The organism is Pseudomonas sp. MUP55 (genome assembly GCF_034043515.1).
Classification (GTDB): Bacteria; Pseudomonadota; Gammaproteobacteria; order Pseudomonadales; family Pseudomonadaceae; genus Aquipseudomonas.
This window is the reverse complement of the sequence record NZ_CP138214.1, coordinates 1,979,274-2,003,565: the sequence shown is the minus strand read 5'-3', so window position 1 is coordinate 2,003,565 and position 24,292 is coordinate 1,979,274. Positions and strand designations below refer to the sequence as shown.

The window sequence follows — 24,292 nt, the reverse complement described above, 5'->3', positions numbered from 1 at the left end:
ATGAGGCCGGCAGATCCAACACAGAACTACCTGACACTCCCCCGCAGCACACCGACCACCGCCTGCAGCTGTGCAGGGGTTGCCGCCTCAGCCGACACGGGCTCCCCCGCCACCAGCACCACCCGCGACCAGATCCGATGGAAGAGCCCCTTGTTCGGATCGCGGCTGAAAAAACTCCCCCACAACCCCTGCAATGCCATCGGTATCACCGGCACTGGCGTCTCTTCCAGAATCCGCGTGACACCGCCGCGAAACTCGTTCATCTGGCCATCGCCGGTCAACTTGCCTTCCGGAAAGATGCACACCAGCTCGCCTTCCTTCAGGTACTGGGCAATCCGAGTGAACGCCTTTTCGTAGATCTGGATATCTTCGTTACGCCCCGCAATCGGAATCGCCCCGGCGGTGCGGAAGATAAAGTTGAGCACCGGCAAGCGATAGATCTTGTAGTACATGACAAACCGAATCGGCCGACGCACCGCACCACCGATCAGCAGCGCATCGACAAACGACACGTGGTTGCACACCAGCAAGGCTGCGCCTTCATCCGGAATCAGCTCCAGGTTGCGGTGCTCGACACGGTACATGGAATGGCTGAGCAGCCAGATCATGAAGCGCATGGTGAACTCGGGCACGATCCTGAAGATGTAGGTATTGACCGCGACGTTGAGCAGCGACACCACCAGGAACAACTCGGGAATCGACAGCTTGGCCACGCTCAGCAGCAGGATCGACACAATGGCCGACACCACCATAAACAGCGCATTGAGAATGTTGTTGGCCGCGATCACGCGCGCACGCTCGTTTTCGGCGGTGCGCGACTGGATCAGCGCGTACAGCGGCACGATGTAAAAGCCGCCGAACACGCCAAGGCCGAGGATATCGAACAACACCCACCAGGCTTGTCCGTAGCTGAGCACCGCAAACCAGTCGTTGGCCTGGACATTCTGGAGGAAGCCTCCGGAATGCCACCACAGCAGCAAGCCAAACACCGTCAAGCCGAACGAGCCAAACGGCACCAGGCCGATTTCCACCTTACGCCCGGAGAGCTTTTCGCAGAGCATCGACCCCAGGGCGATGCCCACCGAGAACACCGTGAGGATCAAGGTGACGACGGTTTCGTCGCCGTACAACCACTCCTTGGCGTAGGCCGGAATCTGCGTCAGGTAGATCGCACCGACAAACCAGAACCAGGAATTGCCGACGATCGAGCGCGACACCGCCGGGGTCTGCCCCAGGCCCATACGCAACGTGGCCCAGGATTGGGTAAAAATATTCCAGTCCAGGCGCAATTGCGGCGTGGAAGCCGCCGCCCGCGGGATGCTGCGGCTGGCGAGGTAGCCCAGCACCGCCACGCCGACAATCGCTGCGGCCACCACCGGCGCGTAATGGGTGGAAGACATCATGACGCCCGCGCCGATGGTGCCGGCGAGGATCGCCAGGAACGTACCCATTTCCACCAGGCCATTGCCGCCGACCAACTCATCGTCGTGCAGGGCCTGGGGCATGATCGAGTATTTCACCGGACCGAACAGCGCCGAGTGGGTGCCCATGGCGAACAGCGCCAACAGCATCAATTCCAGATGATTGAACAGAAAACCGGTGGCACCCACGGCCATGATCGCGATTTCCCCAAGCTTGATCGCGCGGATCAACGCGTCCTTGTTGAATTTCTCGCCGAACTGCCCGGCCAGCGCCGAGAACAGGAAGAACGGCAGGATAAACAGCAAGGCACACAGGTTGACCCAAATGGACCGGTCACCCTCAATGGTGAGCTTGTAGAGAATCGCCAGAATCAACGATTGCTTGAAGATGTTGTCGTTGAAGGCGCCCAGCAACTGGGTGATGAAGAACGGCAGGAAGCGCCGAGTGCGCAGCAAGGTGAATTGTGAGGGGTGGCTCATCGTCCGTGTTCCTGCGTGGCCTGTTATTGATCAGGCCACGACTTTACCTAATCCTGCTTACTTATTCGCTAACCCCGCAATGCAAGGTGAAACAAAAAGCTCGCCCTTGTAGGCGCCCTGCACCGTGCGCCTGGCCACGATCAGCCACATCAGGGCCAGGGCCACCACCAGCACGCTGCCCAATACGCTGAAAAACTGCAGATTCAACACGCTCGCCAGTTTCAGCGTCGCCAGGGCATACACCCCCAGCGGGAAGGTAAAGCCCCACCAGCCGAGGTTGAACGGGATACCGGCGCGCAGGTAGCGCAGGGTGATCAGCACCGCAATCAACATCCACCACAGGCCGAAACCCCACAGGGTAATGCCTGCCACCAGACCGAGCCCATTGGCCATCTCCCCGACCCCCGGCAGGCCGTTGGCTGCGAAAATCGCCGGTGCATCGCCGCCAAGCAGCAACATGCCCAAGGCACCGGTACCGATGGGCCCCAGCGCCAGCCAGCTGGATGCGGCCATGTTGGCGTGGGGCAGTTTGTGCAGGGCCATGCGCAGCATCAGGATGGTGAGAATGCTGAAGGCCACCGGCAGGGAGAACGCCCAAAGTACGTAGCTGGTCACCAGCATCACCAGTTGCGAGTGGGCGTCCACCAAATGCGGTGCCAGCAGGCCACCGCTGGCGGCGGCGACTTCGGCGGCCACCACGGGCAGCAGCCATACCGCCGTCATCTGGTCGATGCTGTGTTCCTGACGGGTGAACATCATGAACGGAATCAACACACCGCAGGCCAATGCCATGGCCACGTCCAGCCACCACAGGGCTTCGGCCAAAGGGATCACAGCGTCGCCCCAGCGTGGCAGGCCAAACAGCAGCAAACCATTCAGAATGGTGGCCAAGCCCATGGGGATGGTGCCGAAAAACATCGAGACGGTGGAGTGCCCGAAAATCCGCCGCGCCTCGTGGAAAAACATCACCCAGCGTGCGGCATACAGGGCACTGAACAGAATGAACAGGCCGATGGTGAACATCCACAGCCCTTCGGCGATGGCAGGCAGGCCGGGCAGATTGACCGGCAGTTGCGCCAGGGCCAGCGCCAGCACGCCGGTGCCCATGGTCGCGGCAAACCAGTTCGGGGTGAACTGGCGAATCACTTCCCGGGGACGGGTCAGGTGACTGAAGGGTTTGTAGCGGGTGGTGGTCGAGCAGGTCATGATGGCAATCCTCTTCCTCGCATGAGGTTGAAACCATCATAGAACCTGTTCGAATATCTATATAACGGGTAATATCTCTATATATTATCTATTATGCAGATATACATCGCGCTGCGAGAGCATTCCCACCCAAGCCCCCAGGGCCAGCAGGATCAGCAGCGCGCCGTACGCATCGGTGGTGGCGATCAACCCAAACTCCCGACTCAAGTTACCCGCCAGCAGCGCCGGCAAGCAGAACGCCAGGTAGCTCAACACGTAGAACGCCGACATCAACCCCGCCCGCTCATGGGGCAACGCCAACCCCACGATGCTGCGCACACTGCCCATGAACCCGCCGCCGAACCCCAGGCCGGCCACCACACTCGCGACAAAGAACAGCCACAGGCTGGCGCTTTGCACGGCCGTCAGCAACAGCGCCACGCCCGCCGCCAGCAACATCGCCGACAGCCGCATGACCTTATCCGCCGGATGCTCACGCAGGCTGTAGATCATCACCGCGCCACTCAAGGTAATCACCGCCACCAGCCCGCCGCCGATCAGGTGCGACGTCGAACCCGTTGCGGCCCGCACCAGAGACGGCGCCAGGGATGAATAGAAACCACCCAGCGCCCATACCGCCACATTCAGCGGCATCGCCAACCCCAGGGCCCGGCGCGCCTGCTTCGGCACATGCAGGGTCGGCGCCAGGGATTTCAAGGCACCGGGTATGCGGCTGACGGTTTCCGACAAACGCCAGACATACAGCGCTTGAAGCACCATCAATCCGAGCAGGGCGAAGTACACCAACTGGGTCGGCCATGGCGCGTATTCCACCAATACACCGCTGCCCAGCCCGCCACTGGCCATGCCCAGCATCGGCGCGAGGCTATTGAGCATCGGCCCGCGCAGGCGGTCAGTGTCGAGCAACGTCGCGCTCAATACCGCCGTCGCCATCCCCGTGGCGAAACCTTGCAGCGCCCGTGCGGCAATCAGGCAAGCGGTGCTGCCGGCATTGATGAACAGCAGCATCGCCACGATATTCAGGATCAGCGCGCTGAAGATCACCGGCCTGCGCCCGACGTAATCCGAAAGCGAGCCTACCGTCAGCAGCGCCGCCAGCAGGCTCACGGCATACACGCCAAAGATCAGCGTCAGCATTGCCGCCGAGAAATGCAGGTTGTCCTGATACACCTGGTACAACGGCGTCGGCGCGCTGGACGCGGCAAGGAAGGTCAACAGCATGATCACCAGAAAAGTGAGGCTGGACCGTTGAGAAAGGTTGCTGGGCATAGGCACGCTCCACTAAAGCTAATATTTTGCTTTTGTGGAGTGTGCTACCCGGCAGCGCTTAAAGCAAATTCTTTGTGTTAAGGTTTTAGCCATGGCGATCAAAGAAGGCCTTCGCCCGGGGGGCCGTAGTGCCCGGGTACAAGAATCCGTGCATTCGGCCGTGCGTGAACTGCTGGAAACCCACGAGCGCGCCAGTATCACCGTGCCGATGATTGCGACGCGTGCGGGGGTCACACCCTCCACCATTTACCGGCGCTGGGGTGACCTTTCCGCGCTGCTGGCCGATGTGGCCCTGGCGCGCCTGCGGCCGGACACCGAGCCGGCCAATACCGGCAGCCTGCGTGGCGACCTGCAAGGCTGGGCTGAACAGTATCTGGATGAAATGAGCTCGGAGCCTGGGCGCAACATGATGCGCGACGTGCAGTGCAGCCTGACGCCAGGGTATTGCGTGAGCATTCTGAGCGGGCAGCTGCAGGTGATCGTTGACCGTTACCCGGACCAGGCGGCACCCAGTGTGGATCGCTTGATCAACCTGCTCGCGGCACCGACGGTGTTTCGCATCCTGTTCTCCACAGAGCCGTTGGCCGTTGAAGAGCTGCACACCCTGATCGACATAGCACTGACAAACTAAAGCCTTACCCAAAACCAATGTGGGAGGGGGCTTGCCCCCGATAGCTCTGGACCAGTCAGTACCAAAGTGGCTGACAGACCGCTATCGGGGGCCAAGCCCCCTCCCACATTTTTTAACCGCGTTTAATCGATATTACGTACGCATCCCGCGCCCGCTCACCAGCAACCGCGCGCAACCGATATACAGGACGATGGTGGCGACGATCATGAACGTAATCGCCACGCTGATCTTGATATCCGACACGCCCAGGATGCCGTAGCGAAAGGCGTTGACCATGTGCAGCACCGGGTTGGCCAGGGACACGGTCTGCCAGAACGGCGGCAGCAACGTGATGGAGTAGAACACCCCGCCCAGATAGGTCAATGGGGTCAGCACGAACGTCGGGATGATTGAAATATCATCGAAGTTGCGCGCAAATACCGCGTTGATAAACCCCAGCAGCGAAAAGATCGTCGCCGTGAGCACCACCACCAGAATGGTGACGCCCAGGTGGTGCACCTGCAGGTGGGTGAAGAACAACGACAGCAAGGTCACGATGACCCCCACCATCAAGCCACGCAACACGCCACCCAGGGTGTAGCCGATCAGGATGGTGTGCGGCGACACCGGCGAAACCATCAACTCTTCAATGGAGCGCTGGAACTTGCTGCCAAAGAAACTCGACACCACGTTGCCGTAGGAGTTGGTGATCACCGACATCATGATCAGGCCCGGCACGATGTACTCCATGTAGGTGAAGCCACCCATATCGCCGATCTGCCGGCCGATCAGGTTACCGAAGATCACGAAATACAGAACCATGGTGATTGCCGGCGGCAGCAGGGTCTGCGGCCATATCCGGGTAAAGCGCTTCACTTCGCGGTAGACGATGGTCTGCAGCGCGACGAGGTTGGGTTGCAGTTCGGAACTCATACCGCCACCTTCGCCAGATTTTTCTCCACCAGGGACACGAACAACTCCTCAAGGCGATTGGTTTTGTTACGCAGGCTCAACACTTCAATGTTCTGGGTCGCCAATTGGCTGAACAGCGCAGTGATGCCCATGGCTTTGTCCACCTGGACTTCCAGCGTGTGGCTGTCCACAAGACGGCTCGGATAGCCCAACAGCTGCGGCGGCGTCGACAGGTTGTTTTTCAGGTCGAGCACGAAGGTTTCCACATGCAACTGGCCCAGCAGGTTACGCATGCTGGTGTTCTCGACAATGGTGCCGTGGTCGATGATGCCGATGTTACGGCACAGCTGCTCGGCTTCTTCCAGGTAGTGCGTGGTGAGGATGATGGTGATGCCCTTCTCGTTCAGCTCGGTGAGAAAGGTCCACATCGAACGACGCAACTCGATGTCCACCCCAGCGGTGGGTTCGTCGAGGATCAGCAGGCGCGGTTCATGCACCAGGGCGCGGGCGATCATCAGGCGTCGCTTCATGCCCCCGGACAACGACCGCGAAGGCACATCGCGCTTGTCCCACAGGCCCAGTTGAGTCAGGTACTGCTCGGCGCGTTCCTTGGCGATTTTCGCCGGGATGCCGTAGTAGCCGGCCTGGGTCACGACAATGTCGAAGGTCTTTTCGAACTGGTTGAAGTTGAATTCCTGGGGCACCACGCCGATGGAACGCTTGAGCGCCGCCGGGGATTTGTCCAGGTCATGGCCAAAGATATTCACGGTACCGCTGGTCTTGTTGACCAGGGTCGAAAGAATCCCGATGGTGGTGGATTTGCCGGCACCATTGGGGCCGAGCAAGGCGAAGAAATCACCTTCGGCGACGTCCAGATCGATACCACTCAGGGCCTGGAAACCGTTGCCGTAGGTTTTGGTTAGCTGCCGGATGGACAGAGCGGAACTCATATCGGATTACGCACCAAAGAAAAGAATAGAAACAATAGATGAGGGCACACCGCAGGTAGTTCAACCTGCGATGAGGTGCCAGCATGGTGCGTGCCCGCGCCGCACAAGTACAGTCACGTCTGTTAATAGTGTGTATCAGGTCAACGCGGTCATCACCGCCTTGCGGTAGGCCGGGCGTTGTTTCAGGCGCTGGTACCAGGCCTCCAGGTTGGGCATCGCCGGGCGCTCGATGGGCATCTCGAACCAGGGGTAGGCAAAGCAGCCCAAGGGAATATCGCCTATGCCAAAGGCTGCTCCGGAAAGGTAAGGTTGCTCGGCAAGGGCCTGGTCGACGGTCGTGAGTGCATCGATGCAGGCTTGGCGCCCGGCATTGATGCTGTCCCAATTGCGCTGTTCGGCCGGTGTGCGCACGATGCCCCAGAACACCGCCTTGAACGGATCAGCGAGTGTGGACGTGGTCCAGTCCATCCACTTCTCGGCACTGGCGCGAGCTTGCAGATCGCTTGGGTAAAAATCCGACGCTTGCTTGGCGCACAAGTAACGCACGATGGTGTTGGATTCCCACAGTACGAAGTCGCCGTCTTCGATCATCGGCACCCGGCCATTGGGGTTCAAGGCACGGTATTGCGGCGTGTCGACCACACCAAAAGCCCCGCCCGCATCAATTGCCTCATAGTCCAGGCCGAGCTCCTCGGCGCACCACAGTGCTTTCCTGACGTTTGACGAATTCTTACGACCCCAGATCTTCAGCATGACCGCGCCTTATTGTTGGTGAACATGGCTTGATGAACGTCGCAGCATACGCCGGTTCAGACGCGGCTTGAATCACTCTGCCTGTCACCGGCTGACCTGGGTGTTCGAAGTGCAGGGGTTGCAGCGCACCGCCTGATTGACCGCCTGGTCACATAAATCCGCGCGGGTTCCGCGATGTTTCCCGGCGAACTCCACCACTGCGGGGTGGTCACTATCGATGAAGCGGCTGGGACTCAGGTATCCCCAGTACACCTTGTAACATCCTGATCACCCCGCTTGGCCGGACGCCGACTAAGCTCCCTGGTGGTTTCGCCCCTGGTTTCACGGAGGATTGAATATGCTGTTGTTGTGGATACTGGTTCTGGTGCTCGGCATTGCCTACCTGGCACACCGCCGCACCGCGCCCCTGCCCGCCTTGGGTGTGGTCGCCGTTTACCTGTTGGCGATGGGCGCCTGGAGCCATGCACCGGGTTGGCTACTGCTGATTTTCTGGGTGCTGATCGCCGTCGTAGCCGTGCCCCTGCTGCTGCCCGACCTGCGCCGCCAGTACTTCACCAAGCCGCTGTTCAGCTGGTTTCAGAAAGTCCTGCCGCCGATGTCCGAAACCGAGCGCGACGCCATCGACGCGGGCACCGTGTGGTGGGACGGCGAACTGTTCAGCGGGCGTCCCGACTGGGACAAATTGCTGGCCTATCCCAAGGTGCAATTGACCGAGGAAGAACAAGCGTTCATCGATGGCCCCACCGAAGAACTCTGCGCCATGGTCAGTGATTGGGAAATCGGTCAGGCCATGGACCTGCCGCCTGCTGCCTGGGAACACATCAAGACCCACGGTTTCTTTGCGCTGATCATTCCCAAGGAATACGGCGGCAAGGGCTTCTCCGCCTATGCCCACTCCCAGGTCGCGATGAAACTGGCGACCCGCAGCGGCGACCTTGCGTCCACCGTCATGGTGCCCAACTCCCTGGGCCCCGCCGAGCTGCTGTTGCACTACGGCACCGACGAACAGCGCAACCACTACCTGCCGCGCCTGGCGCGTGGCGACGATATTCCGTGTTTCGCCCTGACCGGCCCGCTAGCCGGCTCCGATGCCGGCGCCATGCCCGACACGGGCGTGATCTGCAAAGGTGAATGGGAAGGCAAGGAAACCCTCGGCCTGCGCCTGAACTGGGAAAAGCGCTACATCACCCTCGGCCCGGTCGCGACCTTGCTGGGCCTGGCATTCAAGGCCTATGACCCGGACCATCTGCTGGGCGATGAAGAAGACCTGGGCATCAGCCTCGCGCTGATCCCCACCGACACTCCCGGCGTCGAAATCGGCCGCCGCCACCTGCCCTTGGGCGCCGCGTTCATGAACGGCCCCAACTCGGGCAAGGACGTCTTCATTCCGCTGCAATTCCTCATCGGCGGCCAGGAGATGCTCGGCAAGGGATGGATGATGCTGATGAACTGCCTGTCCGTGGGTCGTTCGATCTCCCTGCCTGCGGTGGGCACCGGCGCGGCCAAGTTCACCAGCCTGGTGACCGGCCAATACGCCCAGGTACGTGAACAGTTCAACGTGCCGCTGTCGGCCTTCGAAGGTATTCAGGAAGCCCTGGCGCGCATCGGCGGCAACGCCTGGCTGATGGACAGCGCGCGCATGCTCACCGCCAATGCCGTGGACCTGGGCGAGAAGCCCTCGGTGCTGTCGGCGATCCTCAAATACCACCTCACCGAACGTGGCCGCGAGTGCATCAGCCACGCCATGGACGTACACGGTGGCAAGGGCATCATCATGGGCCCGAACAACTACCTGGGCCGCAGCTGGCAAGGCGCGCCGATCTTCATCACCGTGGAAGGCGCGAATATCCTGTCGCGCAACCTGATGATCTTCGGCCAGGGGGCGATTCGCTGCCATCCGTTCGTGCTCAAGGAAATGGCCCTGGCCGGTCGCGAAGACCATGACCAGGCCTTGAAGGAGTTCGATGGCCTGTTGATGCAACATATCGGGTTCGCCGTGAGCAACGCCGCCAGTACGCTGGTGCTGAACCTGGGCATCGGTCACTTCGAAAAAGCCCCGGGCAACCGTCTGAGCCAGGGTTATTTCCGTGCGCTGAACCGCCAGGCCGCCGCGTTCGCCCTGCTCGCCGACCTGAGCATGATGCTGCTGGGCGGCGAGTTGAAACGCCGTGAACGGCTGTCGGCGCGCCTGGGTGATGTGCTGAGCCACATGTACCTGGCGTCGGCGGCGCTCAAGCGCTACCACGACCTGGATTCGCCGGATCACCTGGAACCGCTGTTCGCCTGGGCCATGGAAGAAAGCCTTGGCCAGTCCGAGCGCGCACTGGATGAGTTGCTGGGCAACTTCCCGAACAAGATGCTCGGCTGCCTGCTGCGGGTGATCGTGTTCCCGTTCGGGCGTCGCCATACCGGGCCGTCCGATGCCCTGGATGCCGAGGTTGCCGCCGTGATCGGCCGCGCCAAGGGCGACCCGACCCTGGAAGAGCTGCTGGCGGGCTGCTATCGCCCGCAATCGGCGCAAGACCCGGTCGGCGCACTGCAACACGCCTACGACCTGCTAGGCGCCAGCCATCCGCTGCAGAAAAAGCTGCACAGCGCGCTCAAAAGCGGGCAAGTCAAACCGAATGCCGGCGAGCATGCCATCGACGCCGCGCTGCACGCCGGTGTGCTGCAACCGGCCGAAGCGCAGACCCTGCGCAACGCCGAAGCGGCTCGTCGCAAGGTGATCGACGTGGATGATTTCGGCAAGGACGAGCTGATGCAGGCTGAGGGCAAGGTCCGCTGATACCAGCGGTCATATAAATACGGGCGCGAGAGGCATATACTCTCGCGCCCGTTTTTGCTTTAGAGGACTTATCTCGTGTCCAACGTCGTTGCCGATCATCTCGTCTTGCTCGACCACCTGCGTAGCATCCTGGTTGCCGTCGGCGAAGCCGAACAGGTACCCGAGGAAAGCCATTCGCTGTTTCTGGAACGTTTTGACGAACTGCGCGCCCTGCTGCCGATCGACCCGATCGAAAGCCAGTACCTGGGCCAGGACCTGATGAGTCAGGTCATCCTGCGCTATCCGCAAATCGCCCACCTGGTACCGCGCGACCTGCTGTGGTTCTTTGGCGGCGATTGCCTGCACTTCATGCCCGACGAAGAACTGGACCTGTACCAGGCCCTGGAAGAACGTCGCTATGAAGCCGAGCAGAACGACGAGCCGTTTGACTGGAACCAGGAAAAACAGCTGCTGGCCATGCCGCAAGATCAAAGCAAGCACTGATCTTCAGAACACCAAAAACCCAAATGTGGGAGGGGGCAAGCCCCCTCCCACATTTTTAAGCACATTTCTAACGGCGGCCCAGTGTCGGCTCGTTGGCCATGCACTCCACCAGATAATCGATAAACACCCGCAACTTCGGCGGCAAATACCGCGTAGGCGAATGCAGCAACCACGCTTCACCGTGGTAAGACGCGATAAAGTCCCACGCCGGCAACACCTGCACCAACCGCCCTTCCTCCAGTGCATGCCGCGCCGTGAAATACGGCAAGCTGCCAATCCCCACATGCTGCAACACGGCATCCAGACGCACGCCCGTGTGGTTCGCCGCATACCGCCCGCGCACACCGACCGTCACCGCCTTGCCGCCCTGGCGAAACTTCCAGCGTGAGTCGCCTGGGGTTTCACCCAGGTAAATGCAGCTGTGTTCCAGCAAATCATGGGGATGACTCGGGGTGCCATGCTCGGCCAGGTACTGCGGCGTTGCGCACAGCAAATGCTCAATCGGCAACAACTGGCGCCCGACCAGACCTGGCGGCGGGCTGTCGGTGATGCGGATGCTCAGGTCGACGTTATCGTCGATCAGGTCCACGTGCCGGTCCTCGAGGATCAGTTGCACATCCACTTTGGGATAGCGCCGCAAAAACGCCGGCATATGCGGATGCACCACAAACCGCCCCACCGCCTTGGGCACGCTGACCCGCACCAGGCCTTCGGCTTCATGGGTGAATTGCCCACTGACTTCCATCACCGAACGCGCCGCGTTGACCATCTCCTGGCACCGCTTGAGCACCTCTTCGCCGCCCTCGCTGAGGCGCAACTTGCGCGTGGTGCGTTGCAACAAGCGGGTTGCCAGCGCCTGCTCCAGGCGCGAAATACTGCGGCTCACCGCTGAAGGTGAAACGCTCAGTTGGCGCGCCGCTTCGGAGAAACTGCCGGTCTCCACCACCTTGACGAAAATCGCCATTTCGCCCAGCAGCGGCAAAGGAAGATTGATGCTCATGACGCACAGGTCCATTGATATTTCGATGGATTATCGCCCATCAGCGCACTATTTATACTGCCCACACCCCCTGGATGCGGATGTAGACGATGACCGAGCGCCTGTTTTTCACCCACGATCACCTGACTGCCGAACTGGAAGTGCTGCGTTGCACGCCGCACGAAGAAGAATTTGCGGTAGTTCTGCAGTCGACGATTTTCCATCCCCAAGGCGGTGGCCAGCCATTCGACACCGGATGGCTCGGCAACAGCCAGGTGCTGCGCGTCATGCAGGAAGCCGAGCAGGTGGTGCACTACGTCGATCAAGCTTTGGAACCCGGTCCGATCAGTGCGCGAGTCGATGCGCAACGCCGCACGCTGCATACGCGCCTGCATTCAGCGGGCCATTTGATTGGCAATGCTGGCGAACGTCTGGGCTGGATGCCGATCAAGGCTCACCATTGGCCGGGTGAAGGCAAGATCACCTTTATCCGTGGCGAAGCCGCGCAGCCCATGGACGCCGAGGCGCTTCAACAGCAGGTCAACCGCTGGGTCGCCGCTGACTATCCACGGCACATGCGGCTGGATGAAGGCACTCGCGAGGTCGGCTTCGGTGAACTGCCGGCCTACGCCTGTGGCGGCACTCATGTTCGAGCGCTGGGAGAAGTGGGCCAAGTGACGATCCTGGCCCTGTCGGAGAAAAAAGGCGCGTTGTCGGTTCGCTACGAAATCACCTGACACGCCGAGCGCCAAAATGTGGGAGGGGGCTTGCTCCCGATGGCGGTGTGTCAGTTACAAATAAGCTGACTGACACACTGCTATCGGGAGCAAGCCCCCTCCCACATTTAGGTCTGTGCACTACAAAAACATCCAGCTACACCGCCATCGCCCCCGCCCTGCCCGGCTCGACCACAAACGATTGCAGCGTCGAGACCGTGGCCGCGGGGTCGCGTGGGTCGCTGATCACGCGAAAATGCGTGAGCATCTGCTGCGCGTCCACTTCCACCGACACATACCCACGCTGACGACTGTCAAAAAACCTCACATGGGGGTTGAGCGGCAGGATCTTCCTGAACGCTTCATAAGGCGGGCCATCGGAGGTCACCGAAGAGCCGACGAACTCGGTCGCGACAACTGGTGAGTCGAGGTCCTCGCCATCCGCGTGCAGATCCGTGGCCCAGAACGAGTGAATATCGCCGCCCCAGAACACCGGGTTCTGCACGCGATTGCGCTGGATAGACGCCAGCATTCGTTTGCGGTTGGCCATGTAGCCATCCCAGCCATCGGTCCAGCGGCCGACCTTGTGCTGGGTCAGGTCACGCTGTATCAGTGGCGCGACCAGCAGGTCCTGGGCGATCACGTTCCACTGCGCTTTCGATTGGGCAAACCCCTGGTCCAGCCAGGCCTCCTGCTGCCAGCCAAGCAAGGTGCGACCTGGATCACGCAGGTCGCTGCAGGGGTTGATGGCAACATGCCCTTGGTGACTGCCGTTGGCCTGGATGCACGGTTGTTCGGAGCGATACTGTCGACCGTCGAGCACATGGAAACGCACCAACTGGCCGTAGTCGAGGCGTCGATAGATGCGCATGTCCGGCCCCTGTGGCCGGCTGCTCGCGCGCAACGGCATGTGCTCGTAAAACGCCTGATAGGCCGCCGCCCGTTGCTGGAGAAACGGCGCCACAGGGATATTCGGGTCCTGGGACCAGCGGTTGGCGTAGTCGTTCTGCACCTCGTGATCGTCCCAGGTCGCCACGCTGGGAGCGGCGGCGTGCAGGGCCTGCAGATCCGGGTCGGTCTTGTACAGCGCGTAGCGGTTGCGATAGTCGCGCAAACTCACCGCATTGCCGCTGCCGTGGGCGCGAAAGACTTTGCCGGAGTCCGCCGCGTACGAGCTGTCGTAGATATAGTCACCGAGGAAAAACACCAGGTCGGGGCGCTCGACCGCGAGGTGACGGTAGGCACTGAAATACCCGCGCTCCCAGTGCGAGCACGAGACGAACCCGAGCCGGGCCGACGCCATCTCATGCCGCGCCGGTGTGGTGCGCGCCTGGCCGACCGGGCTCTGCGCGCCAAGGCCTTCGAACTGATACCAATACGCCCGGCCCGCCGCCAGCCCCGCCACTTCCACATGCACCGAATGGGCAAAGTGCCCGGTCGCCATCACCTCGCCCTGCTGCACGATGCGGGTCATCGCCGCATCGCTGGCCACCCGCCAGCGCACCGGCACCGCACGCTGCAAGCCACCGCGTCCATCTTCGGCATTGAAGCAGGGCGCCAGGCGCGTCCAGATCACAAAACCGTCCGGCAGCGGGTCACCCGACGCCACACCCAGGGTGAATGGATAATCGACCCCGGCGCTGCGCGCAAAGGGGCTGAGAATGGAAAATGCCGTCGCGACGGCAAGCCCAGTGAGGACTCGGCGGCGGTCGGGGTCTACTGCGCCGCTCACACCCGGCGCTCCCATTCGTCACGCACCATGGCGAACCCCAACAGGTCCTCGTACACGCCGTTTTTGAGGAACGCCCCGCGTGCACATCCCTCATAGCGCAGACCGATTTTCTGCATGACCCGCGCCGACTCCTTGTTGCGGCCGAAGCACTGGCTGCCCACACGCTGCAACCCGAGCTCAGCGAACCCGAAGTCCATCACCGCCGTCGCCGCCTCGGCCGCATAGCCTTGATTGCGACAGTGCGCCGCCACCCAACCACCCAGGTGCCCATAATTGTGGCGGGCGTTTAGACGCAGGCTGACAATGCCGGCCAGCTCGCTGCTTTCACGCACCTGCATGCCCAGGCTCAACAGCTCGCCGTCACGGTATTTCTCCTGCATTCCATTGATAAAAGCCTGCGCCGTTTCCAGGGTGTAGGGCGATGGAATATTCGCTGTGTTGTCGGCGATGTTCGGCCCGTTGGCGAGCCTGCACAGCGTCTCGGCCTGCTCCGTTTCAAGCGCCTGCAACAGCAGGCGCGGGGTTAACAAATGCGGCAACGAACGACTCATGGCGGGCAGCTCCCGATATAAATTTTGCGAGCATGTACCGCCCTCATGTCAGTTTCATTACTGCGAAAAATCACCTCGCGAAGCGTCTGTAGGCCCATTCCTAGAGCCTTCAAAACGTAAATTAAAGTTAACCGTTCGGTCATTTTTGCTTGCTAGCGTGTTGCCCCTAATTCAATAACGGGGTAACGGAATGAGAACCTGGGATGAACCCAAGAAGCGCAAGGCGCACATCGAACTGATCCCGATGATCGACGTGATGATGTTCCTCCTGGTGTTTTTTGTACTGGTGAGCTTGAACGTGATTCCGGCCCTGGGCATGAAGACTCAGCTGCCCAGCGCCAGCAGTTCGCAGCAGCTCAAACCGCAGAACAAGTTCATTTTGACCCTGGGCCTGGAAGGCCAGCTGCAACTGGATGGCAAGGACCTCACGGTGGATGCCCTGGTGCCGACGCTGAAGGCGGCGCAAAAGCCTGATACCCGGTCGACGATCATCGTCAACAGCGACAAAGGCGTTGAAGTCTCGCGCCTGGTGGAAGTGATGGACACCCTGCGCCTGGGTGGCTTCACCTCCGTGTCCATTGCCACGCGCAAGTCCTGATCATGTACGTCCTGTTTCGTGCGCGTCAGCTGCTGGGCAGTGTCCCGGCCCTGATTGCCCTGGTGCTGATTGCACTGGGTATCCAGTCGCAGACCTTGAAGGTCGAGCCGGTGTATGACGAGTCGGCGGTCGAGTTGGCGCTGGTTGAGCCAGAGCCGCAAGTGGTCCCGCAGCCCGTGGTGGAGCAAGCGCCACCGCCGCCGGTCATCGAGGAGGATGACGCCGAGCCGGCTCCACCACCGCCGCCCAAACCTGTGCCCAAGCCCGAACCCAAGCCCAAGCCAAAACCTGTGCCCAAACCTGCGCCCGTGGTCGCCAAGCCCGTGGTCGCCAAGCCCGTGCCGGCGCCGGCGCCGACGCCGACGCCGGTGGCCGCCAAACCAGCAGCTGCGCCGCCTACTCAGGCCGCCCCAACACCTGCGCCGCCCGCGCCGCCGAAGGTCGACAGCCAGGCACTGGAAGGCGGCTACCTCAAGGGCTTGCGCAACGAGTTGGACACCTACAAGCAGTACCCCACCGGTCGCCAGGCATCCCTCGAACGCCCCAGTGGCGAAGTGGTGGTGTGGCTGCTGGTGGATCGCCAGGGCCGCGTGCTGGATTCGGGCCTGCAAACCCAGGCCGTGAGCATGTTGCTCAACCGGGCCGCGAGCAACAGCTTGCGTCGCATCAAGCAGGTCAAGCCGTTCCCCGAGCAAGCCTTCGGGGGCCGCAACGAACAGCGCTTCACCGCCACCTTCAACTACAGCGTGCAGTAAGCACCCGACACCAGGACGACCGTGATGAAGTTCACCCGCATGCATCTGGCACTCGTTGCCGCCACCAGCATGACCCAGGCCGTGGTCATGGCAGACACGAGCGACAGTGACGTCGGCACCATAGGGGTACAGGGCAAGGCCAGCGCCGGGGGCGGCTACATGGTGCCGGAAGAAAGCATCAAGGGCCGCTCCACCGTGACCAAGGAAGCGTTGGACAAGCAGGCCGCGACCGGTAACGCCATCGACAAGCTCAAATACACCCCAGGCTTGAATATCTCCAGCGAAGACAACACCGGCCTCTCGGGCTTTCGCTTCACCATGCGCGGCATGAACTCCGACCAGGTGGGCATGTCGGTGGACGGCATGCCGATCAACGACTCGGGCAACTATGCGCTGTACTCCAACCTGTTGGGCGATCCGGAAAACATCGACCAGATCTTCGTCACCCAAGGCGCGTCGGAAGCCGATGGTCCGCACATCGGCTCCAGCGGCGGCAACATCGGCATCGTGACCATTCGACCAACCAAGGAAACAGGCGCCTTCGTCAAACAGATCGTCGGCAGCAACGCCACACGCAAGACCTTTGCGCGTCTGAACACCGGCGAGGTCAACGGCCTGAGCAACTGGCTATCGGTGTCCCATACCGAAGGGGATATGTGGCGCGGCTCGGGGGCCGTGCGTGCGGACAAGGTGGAATGGAACAGCTTTTTCGACGCCGGCAATGGCAACACCGCCAACCTGATCCTCAAGTACCACGAGCAGGCCAACAACAGTTACAGCCAACTGACCAAGGCCCAGTTCCAGCAGAACGGGCGCAAATACGACCCCTACCCTGCGACGCCGACCGTGGGCAGCAACGGCAAGTACAACAGCTACTATGCCCTGGCGCAGAACCCGTTCCAGACCTTTACCGCCGTGCTCAATACCCAGTTCAAACTGGCCGACAACCTGGCCCTGTCGGTGATCCCGTATTACTTCTGGGGCAATGGCAGTGGCGTCGGTGCATCCAGCTATGCCCTCAACCGTGGCTCCAACCAAGGCGGCGTGTTCGACCTCGGCAACCTGCCGACTGCCGCCCAATACACCGCCGACGGCACGCCAAACAGCGGCGTGTACTACCGCCCTTCGCGCACGCAAACCTGGCGCCCGGGCATCACCACCAAACTGACCTGGGACCTGGGCGACCACAGCCTGCAATTCGGTTACTGGTACGAGCGTGCGCGCCAGAGCCAGACCCAGCCATTCATTCCACTCAAGAGCAACGGCAAGCCGGTCGACACCTGGCCGGATTCCAACAGCGCCATCGTCGATGCCAACGGCAACACCGTGCAGGGCCGCGACCGTTTCACCGTGACCCCGGCGCAAAAAGTCTGGGCCCAGGACACCTGGTACATCAACTCGGACTGGACCTTCATCGCAGGCCTGGCCTACATGAACGTCGAGCGTGACGGCACCAACCACGGCAGCATCACTGAGCGGCCAGAAAAGCGTAACCAGACCTACAACAAACTGCTGCCCAACGTCGGCCTCAAATACCAGCTGGACGAGCGCAACGAGCTGTTCTACAGCCTGTCACGCAACATGCGCGTACCGCAGAACTATGCGCTCTACGATAAAGGCGTCGATTCCATCAACCTCGAGCCGGAAACCAGCTGGAACCACGAATTGGGCTGGCGCTTGCGCGGCGACGACATGACCCTGGCCGCAACCCTGTTCTACATGGATTTCAAGAATCGCCAGGTGTCGTCCAAGGACATCAACGGCGACGCGGCCGACATCAACGTCGGCGCCGTCACCAACAAAGGCCTGGAACTGGAATGGAGCGGCCTGCTGCCCAACCACTTCAACTACTACACCTCCTACACCTACACCAAGGCCGAGCAGCAAGATGACATGACCGTCTATAACGCCGGCCAGGCCATCCTGTTGCCCACCAGCGGCAAGCAATTTGCCAACGTGCCGAAGAACATGCTGGCGGCCAACATCGGCTACGACGACGGGCGCTTCTACGGCACCTTCGGCGGCAAGTACACCAGCAAGCTCTACGGCGACCTGACCAACGACGAAGCCATTTCCGGGCGCACCGTGTTCAACCTCGGCGCCGGTATCTACCTGCCGGTGGACAAGAAGGTGGTCAAGGACGCGACCCTGCGCCTGAACGTCGACAACCTGTTCGACAAGAAATACCTGGACGGCGTGTACACCACCAAGACCAACGCCGCCAGCTACAGCGGCTTTCGCGACGGCGACCCGGCGTACATCGTCGGCCTGGACCGCACCGTCACGGTTTCGCTGGAAGCCAATTTCTAAGACTGACCCAAGAGGATCGCAAGCATGGATATGAACCTGCTCCACGACGTCACCTTCTATGTGATGTATGCCGCGATGGCCATCGCCATCTTCATCGCCATCGAGCGTGGTATCTACTTCGCCTATGTCCGCCGCCAGGCCCGCGCCCTGATCGACGCCCTCGGCGCCAACGTGCACAGCGAGCGCGACTTGCCGCAAAGCCTGACCGGTCGCCGCAGCCTGGCGCTGGACATGATCCTGCCGGTGCTGGCCCAGAAGGCGACCCACGGTTCGCGCAAGGACCTGGACGACGAAATCGACACCCAGTACCTCAAGACCCGCGCCCCGCTCGCCCGCAGCCTGTGGATCATCGAGACCATCACCACTGCGGCCCCGCTGCTTGGCCTGCTGGGGACTATCCTGGGCATCATCGACACCTTCAAGGCGCTGGCCACGGCGGGCGTGTCCGACCCAGGGCAGATTTCCGGTGGTATCGGCACGGCCTTGTTCGCCACCGGGCTGGGTATCGCCATCGCGCTGTTCTGCGTGGTGTTTCACAACTTCTTCCAGGACAGCCTGGAGCGCATCAACGACCAGTTGAAGATTCTGCTGATTCGCGCCGCCAGCGGTGCCCGTGTGCAGGGTGAAATGCCGCATCTGGTGCCGACGCCGTTGCACACCCGCACGGCATGACCTTCGGGGTGGGCGCTATAGGCGCCCGTCCTTTTTTTGCCCGCAGAGACACCTATGTCCCTATCGATCAAGTTACGTATCGCAGGCCTCACCGGCCTACTGCTCAGTCCGCTGGCCCAGGCGGACTTTTCAATTCCAGGCTTTGAGCTGGTGCATACCGTACCGGTCGACACTGTGCTGGGTACCGCCGATTTGCGTCAGCCCGGGCCTGTGTGGATCGAGCTGTTTGACGGCGCAAAACAGCGCATTGATATCGGCCAGTTCTACGCGGCCGACCATCCCGGCTCGGTGATGGACAAGGTGATCGAACACCTGGAAGCCGCCGGCAAGCGCGGCGTGAAGATTCGTTTTCTGCTTGAAGAAAAAGGCCTCAAGTTGTCGGATGCGGCCACCCTGGAACGCTTGCGCGCCATCCCCAACCTGACCTTCCGCGTACTGCCCTTCGGGCAAGTGAGCGGCGGGATAATCCACGCCAAGTACATGCTGGTGGACGGCCAGCAGGCGTTTGTCGGCAGCCAGAATTTCGACTGGCGCTCCCTGGAACATATCCACGAAACCGGACTGCGCATCAGCGATGCGACTGTCGTCGGGCAGGTCCAGGCGATCTTCGACCAGGACTGGCAAGCCCAACAGGCCCTCGCCGAACACCGGCCGGTGCCGCTGCCGGCCGCCAGCCAGGAACCTGCGCGCACCGGCAACTACCTGGTGGCCAGCCCACATCGCTACAACCCGCCCGGCGTGGGTGATTCACAGCTGGAGTTGCCGCGCCTGCTGGGCGAAGCGAAGAAGGAGGTGCGCGTGCAGTTGCTCGACTATGCACCGCTGTCCTACGGACCGGATCGGACCCGCCCCTACTATGCGGTGATCGACAACGCCGTGCGCGCCGCCGCTGCGCGGGGCGTGTCGATCAAGCTGATGGTGTCCAACTGGAACACCGACCCGCTGGAACTGCCCTACCTCAAGAGCCTCGCGGTGCTGCCCAATGTGCAGATCAGAATCGTCACCCTGCCCGAAGCCAAGCAAGGCTTTATCCCGTATGCGCGGGTAATCCATAGCAAGGCCATGGAAATCGACGGGCAGGTAGCGTGGGTTGGGACCAGCAACTGGTTGGGCGGCTACCTGGATAACTCGCGCAATCTGGAAGTGGTGATGCGCAGCGACGCCATGGCCAAGCGTTTAGGCGAACTGCATGAGCAACTTTGGGAGGGGCCCTATGCCAGAGCCCTCGGCGTGGCAGATGAATACCCCGCGCCCCACCCTGGCCAGCATTGACCTCCCACACCTGAGTGATGGTAGTGTGTGGAAATGTTTCTGACTAATCCGTCAGAAACTTCCCACTTATTACCTGCAAAGGAGTGCCTTCATCCATGTACTTTCCACTCAAGCAATTGGCGGCTGCCACCCTGCTAGCAGCGGGTCTTTCGGCAGTCGCCACCCCTGCTTTTGCTAATATCACCGCCGACCAAAGCACCGCGATCCTGAAGAGCTTCAGCGAAACGCCCGTCACCGATTTCCGCAGTTTCCTCGCCACCCTGACCAAGGGCGAGCTGGGCAAGAGCGCTGACGTCGGCCCGGCCATCAACGCGTTTCTCGACAACAAAACCTTGAGCGCCGACCAGCAAGACGAGATCAATCGTCTGCTGGGTATTTACACCCGCGTGAAGTACGGCAAGGCCGCCCTCGAAACCTTGCGCGAACTGGTGCAGATCCCGACGTTCAACGTAGACGGCCTGCCACAGTATAAAAACCCGGAATTTCTCAAGATCGCCGACAAGATTCAGGCCCTGGCCAAGTCGTTCAACCTGAACTTCCGCAACGTCGATAACCGTGTGTATGAAATTTCCCTGGAAGGCAGCAGCGACGAAGTGGTGGGCATCCACGCCCACGCCGACGTGGTGCCGGTGACGCCAGAGAACTGGGTACTCAAGGATGGCACCAAACTGGACCCGTTCAAGGTCACGCTGATCGGCGACCGCATGTACGGCCGTGGCACCGAGGATGACAAGAACGCCATCGTCGTGGCGATGTACGCCATGAAGGTGATCAAGGAAGAAAAGCTGCCGCTGGCGCGCTCGTTCAAGCTGCTGGTGGATACCACCGAAGAAACCTCCGGTGACGCCATTCCCTACTATTTCGAACGCAATCCCACGCCGCAGTACAACCTGGCGCTGGATGGCGGTTACCCGGTAGTGATCGCCGAGAAAGGCTCGGGCACGGTCATGGCCACGTTCCCGGTGCGCAAGGGTGAAGGCACCGGCGCGGAAATTATCGGGTTGACCGGCGGCAAGGCCACCAACCAGATTCCATCGGTTTCGGTCGCAACCCTGGTCAGCGATAAACCGGCTGAATTGGCGGCCCGCCTGCAGCAGGCCGGGGATGATTATGCCAAGCGCAACGGCGGCAATTTCCAGGTAAGCACCAAGGTCGACGGCAAGGACGTCAAACTCACCGTCACCGGCGTGTCTGCCCACTCTTCGGAACCCGAAACCGGGGTCAACCCGGTCGCCCGTATGCTGGAATTGATCCACAGCGTCGACGGCAAGATTGCCCTCAAGCACAACCACATCACTGATGCTGCGAAGTATGCGGCGGACAACTGGGGCCTGGATTACCTGGGCGGCAAATTGGGCGTGGGCTATTCGGATGATTTCATGGGCCCGCTGACCACCTCGCCAACCTTTGTCGGCCTGGATGACAAAGCCCTTAAGCTGGCCGTGAACCTGCGCGCGCCGAAGGGTAAGGACCCAGAGGCACTCAAGGCACAGATCGAGCAGAAGCTGAACGCGTGGGACCAGCAAGCCAAGGTCAATGTGAACTTCACGTATTCGCTGGATGCCCCGATGTACCGCAACCCCGAAGGCGAATGGGTGAAAGCCTTGCTGGCGGTGGCCACTGAAAACCTGGGCATGCAGCACACGTTCGGCACCTCCGCCGGCGCCACCTCCGTGCACGACCTGCCCAACGGCGTGCAATTCGGCCTGGCCCGTCCGGAGGAGAAATACACCGGGCATACCGACGGCGAGTTCAAGACCGTCTCGCAATTTTTGCTGGACCTGCAGATCGTCACCGAAATGATGGGGCGTGTCGGCCAGTTGCCCAAGCTCTGAGCCTCCACTGTGGGAGGCCCGATCTGAAAGGCAACACCGCTTGAATGTGGGAGGGGGCTTGCCCTAATGCCAGTCAGTTGAGGCGAACACCAAACCTGTGGCGAGGGAGCTTGCTCCCGCTGGACTGCGCAGCAGACCCATTGCTTGGGGCCGCTTCGCGGCCCAGCGGGAGCAAGCTCCCTCGCAACAGGTTCAGGGCCATGCCAAGTTGTGTAGATACCTATGCCCCGATGACGGCATGTCAGTCAACGCGTGCTTGACTGGCCCACCGCTATCGGGAGCAAGCCCCCTTCCACATTGGCTCTGCTGCGTCTTGCAGATCGGTCTTTCAGATCTGCAACATCAGCATGTCTTCAAAGAACCCACCGACCGGCTCCGTGGGATGGCACAGCTGGATTTCCAGTACCCAGGCCATTTCACTCGGCGCAATCTCCAGGTCGGCCAACTGCTTGCTCTCGAACAACGCATGGGGAAAATCCGCGAGGCGGTGCCCGGCCAGGTTGCGCGCCAGTCTCCAGCCCTTGGCCAGGGCGCTCTGTTCGGCGAAGTCGTAGAGTTCGCGCCCGGTCAGGCCGCGCAGCCATGCCTGGCGCGTTTCATCGAATACCTCATGCAGCGCGGTGGTACAGGCCAGGTGCAGCGGTGCGTCGCCGAAGACAAAGGTGTCGCCGTAGTCGCCTTCATAACCGTCCCACACCGGGCCTAGGTCGACCACGGCAATATCCTTGGCGCGCAGCCTGCGCTGACGGTCGATGCCTTCGCGGGGCGGGCGCACCGTGTCGGCGCCAAAACGGATGTAAGTGGGATGCCAGGTGTGTGAAGCGCCCATGGCCTGAAGTTGCTGCGCAGCCATCTCCAGGGCTTCGCCGGTGGTCATGCCGACTTTCAACTGGCTGGCGATGGCCGCAAGGGCGCGTATGGATTTTTCTCGCGCCGCCAGCATGCCATCCAGGGAGTAACGCGGGCCGACTTTTTCCCAGATCGGGTCGAACCCCGGGGAAACCGTTCCAGCACTTGACCGACCACTGGCGACGAAAGCCTCCGCCACAAACCGATGGCTTGGCAACCCCGCCTCAACGCAATGGCTGCGCACCTGGCCGAGCATAGTGGCGTTACCACACGCATAGACCTGGGTCACTTCCCAGTGGTGCCCATGACTCAACGCAACCTCGTGCACCCTGCCCTCGGATGAGCGTACGGGATGCCAGCGAAAACCTGGATGTTGAAGCATCGACTGGTCCAGGAAGGCGCTGTCATAAAAATCCGCGGAGTGCGCGCCGCCCCAATACAAGGTCACCTCACGATCACCTTTGAGCGCGCTCAACAGGATCGGCTTGATGCCCGCATAACCGGTGCCCGTGGCGAACAGGACAACGGCGGTTGCATCCTCCTCCTGCCAGGTGCAGGCGCCGAACGGCCCCTCCAATGGCAAGCGCTCACCCACGGCCAAGCCATCCAGAATACCCTCGGAAAAGTACCCGCCGCTGACCCGACGAATGTGGAAGACCAGACGCCCGTCGTCCTGCGCAGGCAGGTTGGCAATCGAGAAACAGCGCGTGTCCCCGTCTGCCAGGCGGAATTTGAGGTATTGGCCAGGGCGGGCCAACACCGGTGCATCCGGCTTCAGTACCAACTCGATGACGTCCGACGCGAGTGCGCGCTTGCCGAGTACCTGCGCCTCGACGACCAGCGCGGGACTATCCAGGGACCAGCCAGGAATTTCCAGACGCATGTCGGTGCACGCGTGGCTCTGGCACAACAACATTTCATTGGCGGCCAGGGGGTAACAGGGTGCGGGGGCATCCGGCGCCAGGCGCTTGGCCCGGTACTCGCCGTCAGCGACCAGCACCTTGCACGAACCGCAGGCGCCACGGCGGCAGGAGAACGGCACGGACAAGCCGCTGGCGAGCATCGCGTCAAGCAACAGCTCGTCGCCGGCCTCAAAGGTTTTCCCCGAGGGGGACAGTTCGATGACATGACGCATGTTGGTGGGACCTAAGGAT

The 24,292-nt window shown here is 61.4% G+C and carries 20 protein-coding genes and 1 pseudogene; 10 read left to right on the top strand and 11 right to left on the bottom strand.

Annotated elements, in window-relative coordinates:
- Positions 1-26: 26 nt before the first annotated feature.
- The 3 genes from SC318_RS09085 to SC318_RS09075 form a co-directional block, all read right to left on the bottom strand.
- Positions 27-1,901 carry an MFS transporter gene (locus tag SC318_RS09085; protein ID WP_320430490.1) on the bottom strand — a complete coding sequence of 625 codons (1,875 nt, stop codon included), beginning with the start codon at positions 1,899-1,901 and terminating at the stop codon, positions 27-29.
- 57 nt (positions 1,902-1,958) lie between these two features.
- Positions 1,959-3,107 (bottom strand): TDT family transporter, encoded by a 1,149-nt coding sequence (locus SC318_RS09080; protein WP_320430489.1) that lies wholly within the window; start codon positions 3,105-3,107, stop codon positions 1,959-1,961.
- Between the two features lie 84 nt (positions 3,108-3,191).
- The gene (locus SC318_RS09075) at positions 3,192-4,376 is read right to left on the bottom strand and encodes an MFS transporter (protein WP_320430488.1); all 1,185 of its coding nucleotides are present in this window, start codon (positions 4,374-4,376) and stop codon (positions 3,192-3,194) included.
- 91 nt (positions 4,377-4,467) lie between these two features.
- Between SC318_RS09075 and SC318_RS09070 the strand changes: the two genes are divergently transcribed.
- Positions 4,468-5,007, top strand: coding sequence for a TetR/AcrR family transcriptional regulator (locus SC318_RS09070; RefSeq protein ID WP_320430487.1), 540 nt, complete (start codon positions 4,468-4,470; stop codon positions 5,005-5,007).
- A gap of 132 nt (positions 5,008-5,139) precedes the next feature.
- On the opposite strand, the gene SC318_RS09065 is transcribed toward SC318_RS09070, so the two are convergent.
- The 4 genes and pseudogenes from SC318_RS09065 to SC318_RS26995 all read right to left on the bottom strand — a co-directional run.
- Positions 5,140-5,919, bottom strand: a complete 780-nt coding sequence (locus tag SC318_RS09065) for an ABC transporter permease (RefSeq protein WP_003190115.1) — start codon at positions 5,917-5,919, stop codon at positions 5,140-5,142.
- Positions 5,916-6,848, bottom strand: a complete 933-nt coding sequence (locus SC318_RS09060; protein WP_320430486.1) for an ABC transporter ATP-binding protein — start codon at positions 6,846-6,848, stop codon at positions 5,916-5,918. Before SC318_RS09060 ends, SC318_RS09065 begins: the two co-directional genes overlap by 4 nt.
- Before the next feature lie 135 nt (positions 6,849-6,983).
- Positions 6,984-7,601, bottom strand: coding sequence for a glutathione S-transferase family protein (locus tag SC318_RS09055; protein WP_320430485.1), 618 nt, complete (start codon positions 7,599-7,601; stop codon positions 6,984-6,986).
- A gap of 108 nt (positions 7,602-7,709) precedes the next feature.
- Positions 7,710-7,853, bottom strand: a pseudogene (locus SC318_RS26995) (cysteine protease); the annotation flags it as partial.
- Between the two features lie 85 nt (positions 7,854-7,938).
- On the opposite strand from SC318_RS26995, the gene SC318_RS09050 reads away from it, so the two are divergent.
- A complete protein-coding gene (locus tag SC318_RS09050; RefSeq protein WP_320430484.1) occupies positions 7,939-10,386 on the top strand; it encodes an acyl-CoA dehydrogenase in 2,448 nt (815 codons plus the stop codon).
- A gap of 75 nt (positions 10,387-10,461) precedes the next feature.
- Positions 10,462-10,869, top strand: coding sequence for a PA2817 family protein (locus tag SC318_RS09045; protein WP_003190109.1), 408 nt, complete (start codon positions 10,462-10,464; stop codon positions 10,867-10,869).
- Positions 10,870-10,936: 67 nt separating this feature from the next.
- Here the strand turns inward: SC318_RS09045 and SC318_RS09040 are convergent, their stop codons facing one another.
- Positions 10,937-11,869: a LysR family transcriptional regulator gene (locus SC318_RS09040; RefSeq protein WP_320430483.1), complete on the bottom strand. Its 933-nt coding sequence runs from the start codon at positions 11,867-11,869 to the stop codon at positions 10,937-10,939.
- Between the two features lie 89 nt (positions 11,870-11,958).
- Here SC318_RS09040 and SC318_RS09035 point away from each other — a divergent pair, with 89 nt between their 5' ends.
- Positions 11,959-12,585 carry an alanyl-tRNA editing protein gene (locus tag SC318_RS09035; protein ID WP_320430482.1) on the top strand — a complete coding sequence of 209 codons (627 nt, stop codon included), beginning with the start codon at positions 11,959-11,961 and terminating at the stop codon, positions 12,583-12,585.
- A gap of 136 nt (positions 12,586-12,721) precedes the next feature.
- Here SC318_RS09035 and SC318_RS09030 read toward each other — a convergent pair whose 3' ends face one another.
- Positions 12,722-14,311 (bottom strand): alkaline phosphatase D family protein, encoded by a 1,590-nt coding sequence (locus SC318_RS09030; protein WP_413817620.1) that lies wholly within the window; start codon positions 14,309-14,311, stop codon positions 12,722-12,724.
- Positions 14,293-14,847 (bottom strand): GNAT family N-acetyltransferase, encoded by a 555-nt coding sequence (locus tag SC318_RS09025; protein WP_320430480.1) that lies wholly within the window; start codon positions 14,845-14,847, stop codon positions 14,293-14,295. Before SC318_RS09025 ends, SC318_RS09030 begins: the two co-directional genes overlap by 19 nt.
- A 190-nt stretch (positions 14,848-15,037) precedes the next feature.
- On the opposite strand from SC318_RS09025, the gene SC318_RS09020 reads away from it, so the two are divergent.
- The 6 genes from SC318_RS09020 to SC318_RS08995 all read left to right on the top strand — a co-directional run bounded on the left by SC318_RS09020 (position 15,038) and on the right by SC318_RS08995 (position 22,289).
- Positions 15,038-15,445, top strand: a complete 408-nt coding sequence (locus SC318_RS09020; RefSeq protein WP_320430479.1) for an ExbD/TolR family protein — start codon at positions 15,038-15,040, stop codon at positions 15,443-15,445.
- A gap of 2 nt (positions 15,446-15,447) precedes the next feature.
- On the top strand, positions 15,448-16,200 hold the full coding sequence (locus tag SC318_RS09015) for an energy transducer TonB family protein (protein WP_320430478.1): 753 nt from the start codon (positions 15,448-15,450) through the stop codon (positions 16,198-16,200).
- 24 nt (positions 16,201-16,224) lie between these two features.
- Complete coding sequence (locus SC318_RS09010; protein ID WP_320430477.1) at positions 16,225-18,510, top strand: TonB-dependent receptor; 2,286 nt, start codon at positions 16,225-16,227, stop codon at positions 18,508-18,510.
- 24 nt (positions 18,511-18,534) lie between these two features.
- Entirely contained in the window at positions 18,535-19,182 is a 648-nt protein-coding gene (locus tag SC318_RS09005) for a MotA/TolQ/ExbB proton channel family protein (RefSeq protein WP_320430476.1), read from the top strand.
- A 54-nt stretch (positions 19,183-19,236) separates the two neighbouring features.
- On the top strand, positions 19,237-20,454 hold the full coding sequence (locus SC318_RS09000) for a phospholipase D-like domain-containing protein (RefSeq protein ID WP_320430475.1): 1,218 nt from the start codon (positions 19,237-19,239) through the stop codon (positions 20,452-20,454).
- A gap of 95 nt (positions 20,455-20,549) precedes the next feature.
- Positions 20,550-22,289: a dipeptidase gene (locus SC318_RS08995; protein ID WP_320430474.1), complete on the top strand. Its 1,740-nt coding sequence runs from the start codon at positions 20,550-20,552 to the stop codon at positions 22,287-22,289.
- A 328-nt stretch (positions 22,290-22,617) separates the two neighbouring features.
- Here the strand turns inward: SC318_RS08995 and SC318_RS08990 are convergent, their stop codons facing one another.
- Entirely contained in the window at positions 22,618-24,273 is a 1,656-nt protein-coding gene (locus SC318_RS08990; protein ID WP_320430473.1) for a M24 family metallopeptidase, read from the bottom strand.
- Positions 24,274-24,292 lie beyond the last annotated feature (19 nt).